We start from the raw sequence: 17,205 nt of genomic DNA, 5'->3' as shown, positions 1-17,205 counted from the left end.
ATGCCCCAGTTGCGCACCGTTCCAGCTTCCCCGAGTACCCGAAGCGAGGAGCGGCGGCGCAAGCTGCTGGTGGCGGCGGCGGACCTCTTCCTCGCCTCCGGCTATGACGGCGTCAGCATGGACGCCATCGTGGCAGAGGCGGGCGGCTCGAAAGCCACCGCCTACCGTTATTTCGGCAGCAAGCAGGAACTGCTGGTGGCCGTGGTGGAATACCTGTGCGCCGACTTCATCATCGCGCTGCGCCGGCTCGATACGTCGCAAGTCGGTCTGGAACAGGGCTTGCAGCTGATCCTCGATGAACTGGTGGCCGTCGTCACCAGTCCCCGCCACGTAGACTTTTATCGCCTCGTCGTCACGGGTGCTGCCGCCGTGCCGGCCGTGGGCCAGACCTGGTACGAACACGGCCCGCAAGTGTGGCACGCCTTGATATTGCGCCTGCTGGAACAGCAGCGCGCCCAAGGCCGCATCGCGCCCGACACCGCGCTTTCCAACCTGCCGCAAATCCTGTTCGACGCCGTCTTCTCGCACCTGACCACGCGCACCGTCATGCTGGGGCAGGGCGGCGATGCCGCCACGTTCAGGCCCTTGATTGCGGAGCTGATCGAGCTGGTGGTGGCGCGGGTGGAACGCAAGGCGGAGTCGGCCCGATAGGGCCGTAATCCGGGAGTAGTCTGTTGGCCGGTGGTCTCAGGGATTTGTGCGCCGGAGCTTTTCCAGTTCTTCAGTCGCGTGGCGGTTGCCTGGATCCAGGGCCAATACCCTGGCATAGCCGGCGCGGGCGCCTTCGCGGTCTCCCGATGCAAGCAGGGCTTCAGCCAGGCTGTCGTGGACATTATGGCTAAGGGGATAGGCTTCCGCATTCCAGCGGAAGACCTGGATGGCAGCTTCCGGCTGGCCCTTGCGCAACAGGCTATAGCCAAAAGCGTTGAGTGCGGATTCGCTCACATCGTATGTTGCGGACTCGCGTGCTCCCAGGCGGAGGTAGGCGGCACGCATTGCATCCAGGCCTTCACGAAACAAGATCGGACTGAGGGCAGCCTGCAGGCTGCGTCGCGGCAAGGCCACCGGCTTGCCGTGCACAAGGTCGGCAATGTCTCTTGCCATCGCGACCACCGTCGCTCCCTGCCAGGCATTGTCAAGAATGACGATCGCCACATGATCGGATAGCGAGCGCACAAATATGCTCTGGTAGCCAGGGACGCTTCCCGTATGCAGGACAACGGGAAGTGGCGTATCTTTTCGTACGGCCCAGTCCTCGACCTCCCAGCCGTAACCATAGCCCTTGCCCCTGTTGGTGAACATTTCGCGCTGGGACGTCTGCTTGAGCAGGCGGCCGCCGGCCAGCGCAGCGTCAAAGCGCACCAGGTCGAGCGCCGTCGCATACAGGCCGGCCGCGGAATAAGATACGGATGGATCGATATAGGGGGGCATCACGCGCGTGCCATCGTCGGTCTGCACGGTTCCCTGTGCAAGTTTCGCGATAATTGCGCGGCCATCGAATACGCCGCTGTCTTGCATGCCCGCCGGCGCAAAGACATATTGTTTCATATTCTCGGCATAGCTTTTCCCGGTGGCCGCTTCCACTATCATTCCGAGCAAGTAATAGCCGTTGTTGTTGTAGCGCCAGGTCCCGGGTTCGCTTGCCAGTGCGCCAGGAATCCATTCGTTTGCGAATTCTTTGGGCGTGTAATGACGGCGCGCGTCCTTGCTCCAGAATGGATCGGTGTAGCGGGATGGCAGATCGGCCAGGCCGGACGTATGCGCCAGCAGTTGTCGCACCGTTATTTTCCCTGCGGCAGTACCTGCATACGCCGCCGGGAGGTAGATGCCGACGGTTTCATCGAGGTTGATACGGCCAAGCTCCGCGAGCCGCATGACCAGGGTCGCAGTGAGCGGCTTGCTGAGCGAACCGATACGAAAGACGCTATCGTCGGTGACGGCTACCTTCCAGGCCGGCTGCGCGATGCCAAAAGCGGCCTGGTAGATGGGCTGGCCATCGCGCGCGACCAGCACGACCCCGCTAAAGTCGCGCTGTTGAGCGTAAGCGCGAACGAGTTCGTCAAGCGTGCTTGCCTGGACATTGACAGCGGCGCTCAAGGCGAATACGAGCGCAGCTATCAGACCTATCTTCTTTTGCATTGTTTCCCCTTGTTTGGCAGCGTGCTACCCGCCGCTCATGATAAAGGCTTAACAATACGCTGTGATTTTTCACCGCTTGACAGGCATGCGACGGACCGCCCGAAAAGAGGTGCAGAACGCACACTGGCCAGATATTTGGAGTGGGTCTATTGCGCAATTGCGTAGGGCAGCTTCTGGCCGCTATGTTAACGTGATGCCGCCAAGGGGCGGATGATATAGTGGCGGGAATGTATACACTGAAAGAAACTGCCATGAAAAACGACGCAACCGCGCGCCCGCCAGCCAGCCAGGCACCTGCCAGGCTCAGTAAAGGGGACTTCGTCACCGCATTGCGCAAACTGCTGCAAGAAGAGGGAAAGGCCGGCAAGACCAGCGTGGACGTGCGCGCCGCGAACCTGCACACGGACGTTGGCGTGTATCCGGCGCGCGGCCACTCGATGCCGACCTGTTGCACGGTGATGTATGAAGAGATGCAGCCCGGTGACGAGATACTGCTGACGCCATCCGGCGGGAAGGGGCCTACGCTGCTGGTACGGTACAAATTGCCGCGCTGACAATCGCGAATCAAAAGTTTTCAAAATAGAATAATTTTAGATAAGTCCTTATGTAAATAGTGCTACCATGGTGACATGAAACCTGGACTCGGCACACAATTACGACATCTCATCGAACTGCTGGACGGCGCGGTCGAGCAAGCCTATGTGGAAGCGGGGCTCGATTACCGGCCGCGCTACACGCCGGTCATGCGCGTGCTGGCCGAGCAGCCAAGCGCCACCATCGGCGAGCTGGCTGCCGTGGCCGGCCTCACGCAGCCGGCCGCGACGCAGACGGTGGCCTTGATGGTGAAAAAGGGCCTGTTGACGGTGGCCGCCGGCGGCGCGGACGGCCGGCAGCGCGTGGTGCGCCTCAGCGCCGATGGCGAAACGCTGCTGCCGCGTCTGCGCGTGTGCTGGCAGGCGACCAAATCCGCGGCCGACAGCCTTGATGCGGAACTGGCGTTTCCCTTGTCCGCCTGCCTCGAACAGGCGATCGCCGTACTCGAGACGCGCTCTTTCGGCGCGCGCATCCGCGAAGCCAACTTGCGGCGGCACCCTGACGAAAACTCCGAATGATGCAAGCACGCCTGACTGAACGCCGATTCGATGACGTTCCGAGGCGGGGCGCATTGCGCACATTTTTTTCCCACAGCTATCAAACGTTTCGTAGCTTCGCAGTCCAACCTGGAGGAATGTATGTCAGGCAGAAAGAAGTTTGTCGCAGCAGCCGTATTGGGCACCTTGTTGTCGTTGCATGCCTTCGCGGCGGAGGACACGCCGTTGAACGCGTCCGCTCGCGCTGCGATCGTGCAGACGCTGGTCACGAAAATGAACGCGAATTACATCGAGCCAGCGGTGGCTGAACGGGTCGGCAGTGCGATCGCCAGGAAAAATGCCGAAGGAGGCTATGCGAGCGCCGCCAACGTGAAGGCGTTCAGTGCGGCGCTGGCACAGGACTTGCGCGAATTGAGCGGCGACTTGCATTTCGGCGCCGCGTTTTATGCAGGTCTTCGCGAGCGCAGCGACACCGCCGAACTGCCCAGCCGTGCCAAGATGGACGAATGGCGCGAACAAGCCGCGCGGCGCGGCTTTGACATCGAGAAGATCGAACGTCTTCCCGGCAACATCGGCTATATCGAGCTGCGCGGCTTCGGCGGCCCGGAATTCGTCGGCGCGGCGTACACGGCGGCGATGTCGCTCATGGCGGGAACGGATGCGCTGATCCTCGACCTGCGCCGCAACGGCGGCGGCAGCCCGGCCAGCGTGGCTTACCTGATGAGTCATTTCTTCCCGCTCGGCGACGAACGTCACCTGATCGACATGTACGATCGCCCGACCGATACGACGCGGCAGTTCTGGACCGTGAAGACGGTCGCACAGCGTTACGACAAGCCCGTGTACGTGCTGACCTCGGCCCGCACGTTTTCCGCAGGGGAGGATTTCTCGTATGGCATCCAGGCGCAGAAGCGCGGCACGGTGGTCGGGGAAACCACGGGCGGCGGCTCCAATCCCGTGAGCTGGTATAACCTGGGGCAGGACATCATTGTCTCGATCCCCACAGCGCGGGCGACCAATGCCGTCACCAAAACCAACTGGGAGCACGTCGGCGTGAAACCGGACATCGCCGTGCCCGCGGCGCAGGCGCTGCAGGCGGCGCATGTCGCCATCCTGCGCACGCTGGTGTCATCGGCCAAGGAGGGCAACGAGCGCAAGGAACTTCAGCGCGTGCTGGCAATGGCGGAAAAAGGGGAGTCCGACAAGCCGGTCTACACGCTCAGGGGGGAGCGTTGATACAAGCCACCGAACGTGCCCGCGAAGAAGCGCGCGCCGCTCGCTAATCCGACCTGCGTGACTGACCTGCGCGTTTTTGACGCAAACGCACGTCACGACGCCTCTGAAAACCGTAGCGAGCAAGCCCAATGTCGGGTTGAGTAGCGCAGCCGTACTTTAGTACGGTGAGCAACGCCGACCCGAGAGTGGGCTGCGCAGCAGGTTTGCAGTGCGTCCCTCAAATCAAGTAGCAATACCATACTTGTGCTGCGTGGCCTCATACTGCTGCTTCAAGGACTCCAGCTGCGGATGCCTGGGGTCGATTTTGCGGATCACTTGCATCTGGTGCTGCGCCTGTTCGGCCAGCGGGGCTTCCCAGCCCAGCATGTTGAGCTGGCGCAAAATGGCCTCGACGGAGGCGAACAGCACGGGCAGGTTGCCCGGCGTCTTGCGCAGGGCCTGGCGCAGCACGAAGACTGCCCCCTTGAGCTCGCCGCTTTCCGACTTGCTGGCCGCATCCTGCATCAGTTCCTGCACCTGGTGCGTGATCTGCTGGCCCATGCCTTGCGCCAGATCATGCCGTCCCGCTTTTTCAAACACGTCCACGGCCGCTTCCATCGTCACGTCGCTGTCGGCCTCGTTGACGAGCTTCATCATGACCTCGGACGCGGCCTGTTCCAGGTTGTTCTTCAGGCAGCTTTGCACGAGGCCCACCTTGAGCTGGGTCGACAGGCCGCGTGCGTCGTCCAGGGCGGCGGCGGCCAGCTGCAGTTCGGTGGCGGCGGCGATGTCGTTGCCCGACAATTCATGCAGCATGGCGGCCGAGATGGCGCGGCACGCTTCCACGTTGGCGCCGCCGCGCAGCGAGCGCTCCATGTCGCGCAGCACGCCGCTCGCCTGCGGCGCATCGCCCTTTTTTACCAGCGTTCTGACCAGGTTGACGTGGTCTTCCGGGTCGCGGAATTCGGAATACTTCGCCTTCGTCACGACCTGTTTATATGCTCGTTCGGCCGCGCCGATGTCGCCCGTGTCGTAGGCGATGCCGCCCAGGTGGCGCAAGCGGCGCACCATGTGCGGTGAAATGGCCACGGCGTCCTCGAGGATTTTCTTGGCCTGCACCTGCTGGCCCATGGCTTCATGGTTTTGCGCCAGCAAGTCGTAGGCGGCCATGAAGCGGGGATAGGCTTCCACCAGTTCCAGCAGCGCGTCCTGCGCTTCTTCGTGGCGCTGCTGTTCGAACAGGGTACGCGCCAGGCCCAGGTGGGCCCAGGCCATGGGCCGCGTGGCCAGCATGTCGGCGTACAGCTGTTCCGCTTCCTTCCATTCGTCCAGGGCGAGGTGCAGTTCGGCGCGCAGGCGGGCGAAATCGGCGGCCAGGCGCGGGTGCTGCAGCTCGGCCGCGCGGCAGCTTTTCACGGCTTCGCGCAAGTCGCCCTTGTCGATCAGCTGATAGGTGGGCAGGAAAATGGCGCGCCGCTCGATGGCGCGGGCGATGCGCCCGCTCAGCACGTCGACGGTGAACGGTTTCAATATGTAGTCGGACGGGGTCAGTTCGGCCGCGCTGATCACCTTGCTGTGGATGGCTTCCGAGGTCAGCATGATGAAGATCGTCCACAGGCCGATCAGCTTGTGATGGCGCAAGTCTTCCAGTAATTGCTGGCCATCCTGGCCGTCCGTGCCGCTGCCAAGGTCGTATTCGCACAGGATGATGTCGAACGGTTTCTTCGTCAGCAAGCGGATGGCCGTGCCGGAATTGACGGCATATTCCACCTTGGTGATGGCCGCCTGGTTCAGCATATTGTGCAGATTGCCCCGCATGCTGGGGTTCGGGTCGACGATCAGGACAGATAAGTCGCTAGTTTCTGGCATTGTTCAGCTCTCGTTCATCTGTTCGGTCATTTGCGGGAACTCTTCTTATATGTATCTGCCTGGCGGCAATATTTTTTATCAGCATACTGCAAAGCCGGGCGACACTGCCAGCAAAATGCATGCAATCGGGCGCGGGGCAGGGCGCCGGGCGCGTCCGGCGGCGCGCGCCGTTGTATTTTGTGGCGCCGCCGGCCTGTGCGGGGGACAGGCTGCGCATATTCCGGCACGCGGACGACTAAGTAACCCCCAATAAATTATTGTGATTTCTGACTTCCATAACCGGCGCTCTGCTGTGTTGCCCGCTGCTAGCAGTGCTCGCACTGCGTCGCAGCGGGCGCCTTGCATAGCATCCGGTTCTGTTCGTCACAAATTCACAATAATTTCCTGAGGATTACTTAGCATGATAGTATCCTAATTACAACTAATGTTGGATGCCGCGCAATTGCGCGGCCAGGCATGCGCAAGGCTGTACCGGGCGCTTTCTTCTTTCTGGTGTCGATACCCGTATGCGCATTCCTGACCTTTCCTCCCTGCGGCGCATCGCCGTCCCCCTGGCATTCGGCGGCAACAGCGAACAGCAGCACACGTATTTCGCGGAATTGCACCGGGTCGGCATGGTCACGCAGCTGCTGGGCATCATCGCCTTCAGCCTGACCTGGCTGCTGATGCCGGCGCCGTATCATCCGAACCAGGCGCACGCCGTGCTGGCGCTGCTGGGCATGTTGACGAGCCTGGTGGTGCGCTACCGCTGCACGACCTTGCCCGTGCTGACCATTACGGGCGCCTGCGCCGTGCTGACCCTCACTTTTGGCTTGCGCACCATGGCCGACGCCATCGATCACGCCAGCTTCTGGGTCTTGCCCGTGGGCGTCTTCATGACCCTGGCCATCGCTTCCATCTTCAACGGCGGCCTCAGCTACCTGGCCGTGGTGGCCGGCGTGTGGTGGAACGTGGGCCACGGCCTGTATCCCGTGAATGCGGGCTTGCCCGACCAGTCGTGGGCGCCGCTGATGATCGCCGTCAGCGTGCTGTTCGGGCTGGCGCTGAATGTCAGTTTCAGCCTATTGCGTTTACGCAACTATCACTCCAAGGTGGAATTGACGCGGCTGGCCTTCCAGGACAGCCTGACGGGCTTGAACAACCGCCGCATGTTCACGCAGCGCGCCCAGCAGATGCATGGCGCGCCGCAGGGCGGCATGCTGCACTTCCTGATGATCGATATCGACGATTTCAAGATCATCAACGACCAGCAGGGCCACGATGCGGGCGACGAGGTGCTGGTGCGCACGGCCGCCATCATCGCCGGCAAGGCGCAAGGCCATCTGTGCGGGCGCCTGGGCGGCGAGGAATTCGGCATCGTCTACGCGGGCAGCCGCGAGGATGCGGGCGCCTTTGCCGGCGCCCTGGTCGAGGCCGTCAGCCAGGCTTTCCATGCGGCACAATTCGTCTCGATCAGCGTGGGAGTGGCCGAGCTGGACCGGGGCAGGGAACTGGGCCACAGCTACCGGCTGGCCGACGAAGCGCTGTACCTGGCCAAGCGGCAAGGCAAGAACCGCTACGTGATCGCCTGATGCTCGCTCGCGCGGGCTGGTTGTTGCAAGTTGGCAAAAACTGCCGGTTTCAGGGGCAAAATGGCCCGGAAGCCATAAGTTCCGGTCATAAAGCAGGGGTAAAACGGGTATAATGCGCGCAAAGGAAATTTGCCGTACGAAAGATATTGTCATACCTACCTTTAACCCGCAGCCACGCTGCATCAACCACCTTCCAATCATGTTGATACTGCCGGGTTCCAATGCCCTGTCCCATTTCCGTAGCCACCGTCTGTTAAGCCAACTGCAAGCCGTCTCGCCTGCGATTGTTGCCGTACAAGCACGCTATGTCCATTTCATCGATGCCAGCGCGCCTCTCAGCAACGACGACAGCACGCGCCTTGGCGCCTTGCTGACGTACGGCGAGCCGGCCCACGCTGACAATACGGAAGGCGCTGCCGAAGAATTCTTCGTCATCCCCCGTTTCGGCACGATTTCGCCGTGGGCTTCGAAAGCCACCGACATCGCGCACAACTGCGGCATGGCGCACATCAAGCGCGTCGAACGCGGCGTCGCTTTCCGCATCAACCTGAAATCGGGCATCCTGGGCAGCGCCATTGGCGCCGGGAAATTGTCGGACGAGCAAGTACAGGCCGTGGCCGACCTGCTGCACGACCGCATGACGGAATCCGTGCTGCGCAGCGCCGACGATGCCAAGGACCTGTTCCGCACCCTGGAAGCGCGTCCGCTGGAATCGATCGACTTGCTGGGGCAGGGCAAGCGCGCGCTGGAAACGGCGAACACGGAACTGGGCCTGGCGATGTCGGAAGACGAAATCGACTACCTGGACGCCGCCTTCACCAAGGCCGGCCGCAACCCGACGGACGTGGAACTGATGATGTTCGCGCAGGCGAACAGCGAGCATTGCCGCCACAAGATCTTCAACGCCGACTGGACCATCGACGGCGTGGCGCAGCCCAAGTCGCTGTTCGGCATGATCAAGAACACGCATGAACTGCAGCCGAAGGGCACCGTCGTCGCCTACAGCGACAACTCGTCCATCATGGAAGGCGCCACCGTGTCGCGCTTCTACCCGCGCGGCGCCAGCCACGAATACGCGGCTTCCACGGAACTGACGCACACGCTGATGAAGGTGGAAACGCATAACCACCCGACGGCGATTTCTCCATTCCCCGGCGCCTCCACGGGCGCGGGCGGCGAGATCCGCGACGAAGGCGCGACGGGCCGCGGCGCCAAGCCGAAGGCTGGCCTGACGGGTTTCACGGTATCGAATTTGTCGCTGCCGGACGCCGTGCGCAGCTGGGAAACGGCCGCTTCCGTGACGGCGCCATTGGCCGCGCGTATTGATGCAGATCATGCAGATCAATACGGCAAACCGGAACGCATCGCGTCGCCCCTGCAGATCATGATCGAAGGCCCATTGGGCGGCGCCGCGTTCTCGAACGAATTCGGCCGTCCGGTCCTGGGCGGCTACTTCCGCACGTATGAGCAGAACGTGGGCGCAGACAAAGACGCCGTGTTCGGCTACCACAAGCCCATCATGATCGCGGGCGGCATCGGCAATATCTCGGCGCAGCACACGCACAAGAACGACATCCCCGTCGGCAGCCTGCTGGTGCAGCTCGGTGGCCCGGGCATGCGCATCGGCATGGGCGGCAGCGCCGCCTCGTCGATGACCACCGGCAGCAACACGGCCGACCTGGACTTCGATTCCGTCCAGCGCGGCAATCCGGAAATGGAACGCCGCGCCCAGGAAGTCATCAACGCCTGCTGGCAAATGGGCGCGGACAACCCGATCATCTCCATCCACGACGTGGGTGCGGGCGGCTTGTCGAACGCTTTCCCGGAAATCACCAACGACGCCAAGCGCGGCGCGATTTTCGACCTGCGCAAGATCCCGCTGGAAGAATCGGGCATGGCGCCGAAGGAAATCTGGAGCAATGAATCGCAGGAACGCTACGTCCTGGCCATCGCGCCGGAAAGCCTGCCACTGTTCAAAGCCATGTGCGAACGCGAACGCTGCCTGTTCGCCGCCGTGGGCGTGGCCACCGAAGAGCGTCAACTCAAATTGATCGATCCGGAACTGGGCAACGAACCGGTCGACATGCCGATGGACGTCTTGCTGGGCAAGCCGCCGAAGATGCAGCGCGACGTGGTCCACGTGGCCAACGATTTCCCGGCCATCGATCTGACGGGCATGGACCTGGTTGATGTAGCGCAAAAAGTGCTGCTGCTGCCGACCGTGGCCGACAAGTCGTTCCTGATCACCATCGGCGACCGCAGCGTGGGCGGCATGACCGTGCGCGACCAGATGGTGGGACCGTGGCAAGTGCCGGTGGCCGATTGCGCCGTCACCACCATGAGTTTCGAAGGTTATCTGGGCGAAGCGATGGCCATGGGCGAACGCACGCCGCTGGCCGTCATCGACGCGGCAGCTTCCGGCCGCATGGCCGTGGGCGAAGCCGTCACCAACATCGCCGCCGCCGCGATTGCCGACATTTCCGACATCAAGCTGTCCGCCAACTGGATGGCCGCCTGCGGCCAGCCTGGCCAGGACGCAGCCCTGTACGACACGGTGAAAGCCGTCGGCATGGACCTGTGCCCGGCGCTGGGCATCAGCATCCCCGTCGGCAAGGATTCGCTGTCGATGCGCACGACGTGGAAAGACGAGGGCACGGGCGCGGCGAAATCCGTTACCTCGCCCGTCTCCCTGATCGTCTCCTCGTTCGCGCCAGTGACGGACGTGCGCAAGTCGCTCACGCCGCAGCTCAAAACGGACCAGGGCGACACGTCCTTGATCCTGATCGACCTGGGCCGCGGCAAGAACCGCCTGGGCGCCTCCGCGCTGGCGCAAGTCATGGGCCAACTGGGCAATGAAACGCCGGACGTGGACAGCGCGGAAGACCTGAAAGGCTTCTTCGCCGCCATTCAAAAGCTCAACAGCGACGACAAGCTGCTGGCCTACCATGACCGTTCGGACGGCGGCCTGTACGCCACCCTGACGGAAATGGCCTTCGCCGGCCACACGGGCATGTCCGTCAACCTGGACATGCTGACCATGGAAGGCGAGCATTCCAGCGACTGGGGCGACGCCAAGAACTGGGCCGGCCAGGTGGCGGAACGCCGCAACGAACTGACCCTGCGCGCCTTGTTCAGCGAAGAGCTGGGCGCCGTGATCCAGGTGCGCGCGGAAGAAAAGTCGCTCGTCATGGACGTGCTGCGCACGTTTAATTTGGGCGCCTGCAGCCATATCATCGGCAAATTGAACGACCGCGACGTGATCGAATTCACGCGCGACGCCAAGCTCATTTACACCCAGCCGCGCGCGGACCTGCACCGCCTGTGGAGCGAAACGAGCTGGCGCATCGCCCGCCTGCGCGACAACCCGGCCTGCGCGGACGCCGAATACGACCGCCTGCTGGACGTGCAAGATCCGGGCATGTCGCCTATCGTCACGTTTGACCAGAACGAGAACATCGCCGCGCCATTCATCGCCACCGGCGTGCGTCCGCGTGTCGCCATCCTGCGTGAGCAGGGCGTCAACTCGCACATCGAGACGGCTTACGTGATGCACCAGGCAGGCTTCACGGCCGTCGACGTGCACATGAGCGACCTGATCGCGGGCCGCGTGAAACTGGACGACTTCCAGGGCGTCATCGCCGTGGGCGGTTTCTCGTACGGCGACGTGCTGGGCGCGGGCGAAGGCTGGGCGAAAACGATCCTGTTCAACGCCAGCCTGGCGGAACAGTTCGCGCGCTTCTTCAACCGCACGGACAGTTTTGGTTTGGGTATCTGCAACGGCTGCCAGATGATGAGCAATCTCAAATCCATCATCCCCGGCGCCCACGCCTGGCCTAAATTCACGCGCAACAAGTCGGAGAAATTCGAAGGCCGCTTTGCCATGGTCGAAGTGATGGATTCCCCATCGATCTTCTTCAACGGCATGGCCGGCACGCAAGCCGGCATCGCCATCGCCCACGGCGAAGGCTACGCCGACTTCTCGCAAACGGGCGACATCACCCAGGTCACCAAAGCCATGCGCTTCGTTGACAACAAGGGCGCCGCCACGGAAGCGTATCCATACAACCCGAACGGCTCGCCGGAAGGCATCACCTCCGTCACCACGCCAGACGGCCGCTTCACCGTGCTGATGCCGCACGCGGAGCGCGTGTTCCGCTCGGTGCAGCAGTCGTATCACCCTGAAGCGTGGGGCGAGGATTCGCCTTGGATGCGCATGTTCAGGAATGCGCGGAAGTTTGTGGGGTAATTAACAGGGAATTTTGAAGTTATCATTAAAAAGGCCGCTGCATAAAAGACAGCGGCCTTTTTTTGAAAATTATAATTTTTTTTGGCGCGAAATATTTTTTTCTGTAGGGATTTCTAATTGCCAGGTGTGAATTGTGAAAAAAGCCAAGAAACTTCACTCATGGGGACTTCTCTATTAGATGTTCCTTCACGAAGAAAATACTTATTATTGTACAGTCGCGGTGATGCCCCACTTGTTAGTTGAAATATAAATATACTTTTAGATTGATAGGTGACTAATTTTAAATTGGTCTTTATGTCTTTTATGGTACTCTTTTCGATAGGTTGACGATCTAAGGTCGTGCATATTTTTGAAAATAGCGTATCTTCATTTAATCCTAGGCAAGTGCAGTCGTGTTCGATTCCAACGATGTGGCGTTTATAGCGCTCTATTGATGTCGTGTTATATTTTTCTTCGATTCTTTTTGCATCTGCATGTTTGTCTGCTATCCCTACAATTACATAACCAACTTTTCCTTTTCCAATGTTGGTCATGGCTGTCAACGTCTCTACAATTTTAGCAACTGTTGATTCTGAGTATGACGGTGAAACTCCAAGATCAGTGAAGCCAATTTTGAAATCGTATAATTGTTGTTCAATTAGTGATTGGTTTAATATATTCTCAATTCGTGTGGTCCAATTTGTTTTTGTTGGATCATCTACGTTTCTATCTTCACAGCACTTGTTTAATGCAATTGTGAATAGCTCTATATTTCTTTCTTTACTTGCGGCTGACCAGTTACCGCCTGTTCCAACATCCATCTTGTCGCAAATGTTTCTTAATTTTTTGTTGGCAGCTATATAGTCAGTTATTTTTCGGTTTTTCTTAAAAATTAAATCATGTACGGCAAGGAAAAATGCAGTAAAGTACCGTGGAGCTCTTGGTGGGGGAGTTGTAAAACAATGGTCGACAAATGTTTTTCCTATGGTCTGAAATAATCTTCTAATTTCGTCTAATGTTTCAAGTATCTGAGCTTCAATCACCTCAGGGTCAATTCGTGATATTGCAGCATTAATTTCTACAGATCTTGCCGACTCAATTGGCATTCCATAATATTCATTGAAAATATCGGTATTGGAAGGCGGAATTTCTTGAAGGGCGACAGAAGCTATTATGTCGCACACGATCTCTTCATCCCTTGATTCTCTTAGCCACTCCTTCGAAATTATTCCTTGTTTAATCCAAAATATATCTTGCACTTGAATTCCAACGTCGTTTTCTGAAAAGGCCAGGCTAATGTATGGCATTTTATCCAAAGAAAATATATCCGATTGGCTTGAGTCACCCCTGATGTTGGCCGATATTTTTCTGACTAATGTTGAAAACTCGCCCGTAACGCCCGCAACCCGCAATTCCTGTCTTGATAAATATCGCCCCATACTATTTATTCTTTTGAATACTTCATCAATTTGCCCCTGATTTTCAAATTCGTATATGCTTGATGGGACAATGTATGAGGTGAAGTCCAAGCAGGAGTTTCGACTTAATTTTGGAAATCTTTGTATGAGTGCTCCTGTGTCTAATTTTGATTTTGTTGCAGATAAGCTATCGAGATCGAAATATTTCCCATTGTAGGATATTCTATTTTCTATAAAATATATTATTGCATTAATTCTTTGCATGCCATCAATTATTTCATAGTATTTTTCAGATTTTTCTTTTATATCGGCAAACAGTAGGAGTGGTATTGGGAAAGAGGAGAAAATAGATTCAATTAGTCTTTCTTTGTCATCAGTTGTCCAAACCAATTTCCTTTGGTATCGACGATTTATTTTGTATTTATCTGCTGAATAATTGTTGTACAAGCTCTCTATTGTTATTCCGGTTACTGATAATTCGCTTGATGAAGCCATTTTTCTTTCCCTTTATGTAATTGAGGATTTTTCGATAATTGATAAGGCTATTTTTATTTTCATTTAAGATTGGTGCTTTTATTTTTAGCGTTAAGATTACACCCCCTTCGCCACCCCCACAATCACCACCGCCGACGGCACCAGCAAAAACTGCGCAATCAGCGTCCCCGCCAATCTGCTCCCCACCAGCCACACCACTGCGCGCCTGAACTGCGATTCTTCGATCTTGCCTTCGATGACGTCATCCGTCATGCCCGACATGTGCGGGTCGATGAAGACGGCCATCATGATGGTGGCGCCGCCGTTGATGATCGATGACAGGGTGCTGGAGGTGACGCGCACGCTGGGGTCGAGCACGCCCGCGTACAGGGCGGCGAAGACGCCCACCGTCCACAGGGCCGTGGCGATGACGTTCATGGCTGTCATGAATATAGAGACGCCGGATTTTTGGCGCAGGCCCGTGACGTTGGCGGGCTTGGGCAGGCTGGCGGAGGTCTTGAGGTAGGACAAGCCGCCCTTGAAGACGGCGTGCAGCAGCAGTTTCGGTACCGACCTGTGAACCTGGAAGTGCTCGACGGCGCGGCAGAAGGCGCGCTGGAAGGTGGGGATCAGGATGGCGCCCAATATCGTCGCCAGGCTGGCGGAGAACAGCAGCCAGCGGAAGTCCAGCAATAGCGTGCCGGCGGCGACGTGCTGGTCGATGCCCGTTTCCACGCGCTTGGCCAGGAATGGCCCCAGGAAGGAGTTCGACGTGCGCGACAGCAGCATCAGAATGCTGAACAGGGCCAGCGAGACGGCGATGCGCCGCGTGCGGATGCCGGCGATGCGCACGGAGTAGGCGAGGGTGCCGATGAGGTGGATGATGAACGTCAGTGCGCAAACCAACAGCAATTGCTTGTCCATCACAACCTTGCAGTAAAGAAAATGTAATTCCATGCTGCCATGAAGTTACTTATTTTTCAACTGCAAATAAGCTAATTTTATGTGATTGGGGTTTTGTGGTGGTTTGTGCTGGTTTGTGTGGAGTTGACTGAATTTCACCCCAAGGCAGAAACTGGGGTCAGACCCTTAGGGTCTGACCCCGGCTTTTTGCCTGTGGGTGAGGTCAATGCCGCTGGCACACCTAAGCTTATCCATTGCTTGTATTTCAAGCTTGCACCCTCAACTACCGAGCATGGCGGCGTGTCTTGCCGCATTGATCAATGAACAACCCGGAGGTACACCATGAGTTTCGATTCCTTTTTGTCCAAGCTGAAGTCCAAGGCAAGCGAACTGAAAACCGAGGCCTTGAAGTACAAGAACAAGGATTTCCTGAACGCCGCGATGGCGGGCTCGGCCCTAATCTCGATGGCCGACGGCAGCGTCAGTGCGGAAGAGAAGCAGAAGATGGTGAAGTTTATTGAAAGCAATGACGCGCTATCCGTGTTTACCACCAGCGATGTCATCAAGGCTTTCCAGGAATATGTCGGCCAGCTGGAATTCGACAAGGATATCGGCGAAGCCAAGGCGTATCAGGCGCTGGGCAAGATGAAGTCGAATGTGGAGGCGTCGCGCCTGCTGGTGCGCATGATCATCGCCGTCGCTTCGTCGGACGGCAATTTCGACGCCAACGAGCAGCGCGTGGCCAGCAAGATCGCGCGCGAGCTGGGCTTGACTCCGGCGGAGTTCGAGTTGCAGTAAAGCCGGGCCGGCCGGCCCCGGCTGGCTTAACTCTTGTCCCACCACGGCGGCGTGCCCGACGACCAGGGGCACGCCATGTCCACTTCGCTGATCCTGTAGCGGATTTCGATCACCTGGCCTGGGCTGAAGGGACCGCGTTTCCAGTCGCCGGAATCAAAGACGTAGCCTTTGCCCTTGATGCAAAGACTGGTCGGATTGTTGCCGATCGGGCCGGTCGAGTGCAGCGTGACGCGCACTTCGCCGTTGGCGTCCAGCGGCGCGTCGCCGCCCGTGAACAGTGCATCCGAGCCGACGTCGCAGACAGTGGTGCTGCCTATCTTGCTGCAGCGTTTGATATACGTTTGCTGGCGCGCCTGGGCCAGGTAATCGTCATGCCGCATCGGCTTGCCATCGTCATAGGTAAAGCGCAGGATGACTTGCGTAGGCTCGCTGGCCGGATGGCGCGTGGTGCTGGTGCAGGCGGCGCTGACCAGGGCCAGCAGGGGCCAGGCCAGCAGGCGCAGGCCGCGGCGCAGCAGGGATCGGGATTGACTGCCGGATGGATGCTGCATGTGGCGTTGCCATTTGTCTCATGAACGGGGCGCCGATCATAGCATGCGAAGGCGGCGGTTCCGCTAGGACGCGCCGCGATTCAATTCCTGCAGCACTTTCTTGCACAACACCCCATAGCCCACGCCCGTGCCGCGCTTGTGTGCGGCCAGGTCGTAGCCGGCGCTGATGTCGTCCCACGCCACGCTGCCGGGCAGGGGGCGCAGCTTGTCGTCCAGATCCATCTCGAAATGAATGAAGTGGCCGTCGGCGCTCAGCAGCTTGCCGTAGACGGCGGGCATGCCGGGCCAGGCCAGTTGCAGGTCGAGCATGAGGGCGGCATCGAGCGCCACGCCATGGCTGGCCGCGCACTGGCGCAAGGCGTCCGGCAAGGGGCGGGCGCGCCACCAGGCCGCCGTCTGCCTGATGGCGGCCTGGGTCAGGGCGTTTTGCTGTTGCACGGAATACTGCTTGCTCATGGCTGCCACCCATGCGGCATGCGGTTTGCCGCCCTAGCGCGATGCCAGGCTCATGCTTTGCACGTGGGCAGGCACGATGCCGCCGCTGGCCATTTTTTCGGCCGGCACGACCATCCGTACTTCGCCGCCCACGCTGCCATCGTCGCGCAGGTCGATGCGCATGGCCAGTTGCTGGTCGAGCGCCACGAAGCTGTTGCTGCCGCTGGCGACGATCTGGTGTTCTTCCTGGTCATCGATGCGCGCATACATGATGGCGCCGATGTTGCCCGCATTGCGCAGGTAGAGCACTTGTCCGTTCGACAGCTCATAGCCGCCGCGGAACGGGGCAAACGTTTCCGCACTCATGAAATGTTTGTGTGCCGGCAGTTCGATCGTCTGCATGCGTCCGCCTGGAACGACGACGGTCTGGCTGTCGGGGAGCGTTTGCGCATTTGCCAGCAGGGCGCAGACGCCCAGGGTGCCGGCGAGGATCCATGTTTTCATTTTTTTACCCAT

The 17,205-nt window shown here is 59.2% G+C and carries 14 protein-coding genes; 7 read left to right on the top strand and 7 right to left on the bottom strand.

Features of this window, described 5'->3' with window-relative positions; all coding sequences use genetic code 11:
- A complete protein-coding gene (locus tag IGS61_RS02400) occupies positions 1 to 651 on the top strand; it encodes a TetR/AcrR family transcriptional regulator (RefSeq protein ID WP_230538130.1) in 651 nt (216 codons plus the stop codon).
- 36 nt (positions 652 to 687) lie between these two features.
- On the opposite strand, the gene IGS61_RS02395 is transcribed toward IGS61_RS02400, so the two are convergent.
- A complete protein-coding gene (locus tag IGS61_RS02395) occupies positions 688 to 2,139 on the bottom strand; it encodes a serine hydrolase (RefSeq protein WP_230538129.1) in 1,452 nt (483 codons plus the stop codon).
- A 251-nt stretch (positions 2,140 to 2,390) separates the two neighbouring features.
- On the opposite strand from IGS61_RS02395, the gene IGS61_RS02390 reads away from it, so the two are divergent.
- The 3 genes from IGS61_RS02390 (at position 2,391) to IGS61_RS02380 (ending at position 4,466) form a co-directional block, all read left to right on the top strand.
- On the top strand, positions 2,391 to 2,693 hold the full coding sequence (locus IGS61_RS02390; protein WP_230538128.1) for an HNH endonuclease: 303 nt from the start codon (positions 2,391 to 2,393) through the stop codon (positions 2,691 to 2,693).
- A 75-nt stretch (positions 2,694 to 2,768) separates the two neighbouring features.
- Positions 2,769 to 3,251: a MarR family winged helix-turn-helix transcriptional regulator gene (locus IGS61_RS02385; protein ID WP_230538127.1), complete on the top strand. Its 483-nt coding sequence runs from the start codon at positions 2,769 to 2,771 to the stop codon at positions 3,249 to 3,251.
- Between the two features lie 120 nt (positions 3,252 to 3,371).
- Complete coding sequence (locus IGS61_RS02380) at positions 3,372 to 4,466, top strand: S41 family peptidase (protein ID WP_230538126.1); 1,095 nt, start codon at positions 3,372 to 3,374, stop codon at positions 4,464 to 4,466.
- A 222-nt stretch (positions 4,467 to 4,688) separates the two neighbouring features.
- On the opposite strand, the gene IGS61_RS02375 is transcribed toward IGS61_RS02380, so the two are convergent.
- The gene (locus tag IGS61_RS02375; protein WP_230538125.1) at positions 4,689 to 6,314 is read right to left on the bottom strand and encodes a response regulator; all 1,626 of its coding nucleotides are present in this window, start codon (positions 6,312 to 6,314) and stop codon (positions 4,689 to 4,691) included.
- A 506-nt stretch (positions 6,315 to 6,820) separates the two neighbouring features.
- Between IGS61_RS02375 and IGS61_RS02370 the strand changes: the two genes are divergently transcribed.
- Together IGS61_RS02370 and purL are read left to right on the top strand one after the other, a co-directional pair.
- Positions 6,821 to 7,885 carry a GGDEF domain-containing protein gene (locus IGS61_RS02370; RefSeq protein ID WP_230538124.1) on the top strand — a complete coding sequence of 355 codons (1,065 nt, stop codon included), beginning with the start codon at positions 6,821 to 6,823 and terminating at the stop codon, positions 7,883 to 7,885.
- Between the two features lie 199 nt (positions 7,886 to 8,084).
- Positions 8,085 to 12,131, top strand: coding sequence for a phosphoribosylformylglycinamidine synthase (gene purL, locus IGS61_RS02365; protein WP_230538123.1), 4,047 nt, complete (start codon positions 8,085 to 8,087; stop codon positions 12,129 to 12,131).
- A 113-nt stretch (positions 12,132 to 12,244) separates the two neighbouring features.
- Here purL and IGS61_RS02360 read toward each other — a convergent pair whose 3' ends face one another.
- Both IGS61_RS02360 and IGS61_RS02355 read right to left on the bottom strand, forming a co-directional pair.
- A complete protein-coding gene (locus IGS61_RS02360; RefSeq protein WP_230538122.1) occupies positions 12,245 to 14,023 on the bottom strand; it encodes a DUF262 domain-containing protein in 1,779 nt (592 codons plus the stop codon).
- A gap of 96 nt (positions 14,024 to 14,119) precedes the next feature.
- Positions 14,120 to 14,926, bottom strand: coding sequence for a lipid II flippase Amj family protein (locus IGS61_RS02355; RefSeq protein WP_230538121.1), 807 nt, complete (start codon positions 14,924 to 14,926; stop codon positions 14,120 to 14,122).
- Between the two features lie 321 nt (positions 14,927 to 15,247).
- On the opposite strand from IGS61_RS02355, the gene IGS61_RS02350 reads away from it, so the two are divergent.
- Positions 15,248 to 15,703: a tellurite resistance TerB family protein gene (locus IGS61_RS02350; RefSeq protein ID WP_230538120.1), complete on the top strand. Its 456-nt coding sequence runs from the start codon at positions 15,248 to 15,250 to the stop codon at positions 15,701 to 15,703.
- Between the two features lie 26 nt (positions 15,704 to 15,729).
- On the opposite strand, the gene IGS61_RS02345 is transcribed toward IGS61_RS02350, so the two are convergent.
- The 3 genes from IGS61_RS02345 to IGS61_RS02335 all read right to left on the bottom strand — a co-directional run bounded on the left by IGS61_RS02345 (position 15,730) and on the right by IGS61_RS02335 (position 17,193).
- Complete coding sequence (locus tag IGS61_RS02345) at positions 15,730 to 16,254, bottom strand: hypothetical protein (RefSeq protein ID WP_230538119.1); 525 nt, start codon at positions 16,252 to 16,254, stop codon at positions 15,730 to 15,732.
- Between the two features lie 63 nt (positions 16,255 to 16,317).
- Complete coding sequence (locus IGS61_RS02340; RefSeq protein ID WP_230538118.1) at positions 16,318 to 16,710, bottom strand: hypothetical protein; 393 nt, start codon at positions 16,708 to 16,710, stop codon at positions 16,318 to 16,320.
- A 33-nt stretch (positions 16,711 to 16,743) separates the two neighbouring features.
- Positions 16,744 to 17,193 carry a hypothetical protein gene (locus IGS61_RS02335; RefSeq protein ID WP_230538117.1) on the bottom strand — a complete coding sequence of 150 codons (450 nt, stop codon included), beginning with the start codon at positions 17,191 to 17,193 and terminating at the stop codon, positions 16,744 to 16,746.
- Positions 17,194 to 17,205: the final 12 nt, after the last annotated feature.

Source organism: Janthinobacterium sp. FW305-129, from assembly GCF_020858115.1.
Classification (GTDB): domain Bacteria; phylum Pseudomonadota; class Gammaproteobacteria; order Burkholderiales; family Burkholderiaceae_D; genus Janthinobacterium.
Note: the sequence above shows the minus strand (reverse complement) of the source record. Positions and strands in the feature narration are given on the sequence as shown.

Bases quoted from the DNA above. Each gene is read 5' to 3' on its own strand.
- IGS61_RS02400 (WP_230538130.1), top strand. From the start codon at position 1: ATGCCCCAGTTGCGCACCGTTCCAGCTTCCCCGAGTACCCGAAGCGAG.
- IGS61_RS02395 (WP_230538129.1), bottom strand. From the start codon at position 2,139: ATGCAAAAGAAGATAGGTCTGATAGCTGCGCTCGTATTCGCCTTGAGC.
- IGS61_RS02390 (WP_230538128.1), top strand. From the start codon at position 2,391: ATGAAAAACGACGCAACCGCGCGCCCGCCAGCCAGCCAGGCACCTGCC.
- IGS61_RS02385 (WP_230538127.1), top strand. From the start codon at position 2,769: ATGAAACCTGGACTCGGCACACAATTACGACATCTCATCGAACTGCTG.
- IGS61_RS02380 (WP_230538126.1), top strand. From the start codon at position 3,372: ATGTCAGGCAGAAAGAAGTTTGTCGCAGCAGCCGTATTGGGCACCTTG.
- IGS61_RS02375 (WP_230538125.1), bottom strand. From the start codon at position 6,314: ATGCCAGAAACTAGCGACTTATCTGTCCTGATCGTCGACCCGAACCCC.
- IGS61_RS02370 (WP_230538124.1), top strand. From the start codon at position 6,821: ATGCGCATTCCTGACCTTTCCTCCCTGCGGCGCATCGCCGTCCCCCTG.
- purL (WP_230538123.1), top strand. From the start codon at position 8,085: ATGTTGATACTGCCGGGTTCCAATGCCCTGTCCCATTTCCGTAGCCAC.
- IGS61_RS02360 (WP_230538122.1), bottom strand. From the start codon at position 14,023: ATGGCTTCATCAAGCGAATTATCAGTAACCGGAATAACAATAGAGAGC.
- IGS61_RS02355 (WP_230538121.1), bottom strand. From the start codon at position 14,926: ATGGACAAGCAATTGCTGTTGGTTTGCGCACTGACGTTCATCATCCAC.
- IGS61_RS02350 (WP_230538120.1), top strand. From the start codon at position 15,248: ATGAGTTTCGATTCCTTTTTGTCCAAGCTGAAGTCCAAGGCAAGCGAA.
- IGS61_RS02345 (WP_230538119.1), bottom strand. From the start codon at position 16,254: ATGCAGCATCCATCCGGCAGTCAATCCCGATCCCTGCTGCGCCGCGGC.
- IGS61_RS02340 (WP_230538118.1), bottom strand. From the start codon at position 16,710: ATGAGCAAGCAGTATTCCGTGCAACAGCAAAACGCCCTGACCCAGGCC.
- IGS61_RS02335 (WP_230538117.1), bottom strand. From the start codon at position 17,193: ATGAAAACATGGATCCTCGCCGGCACCCTGGGCGTCTGCGCCCTGCTG.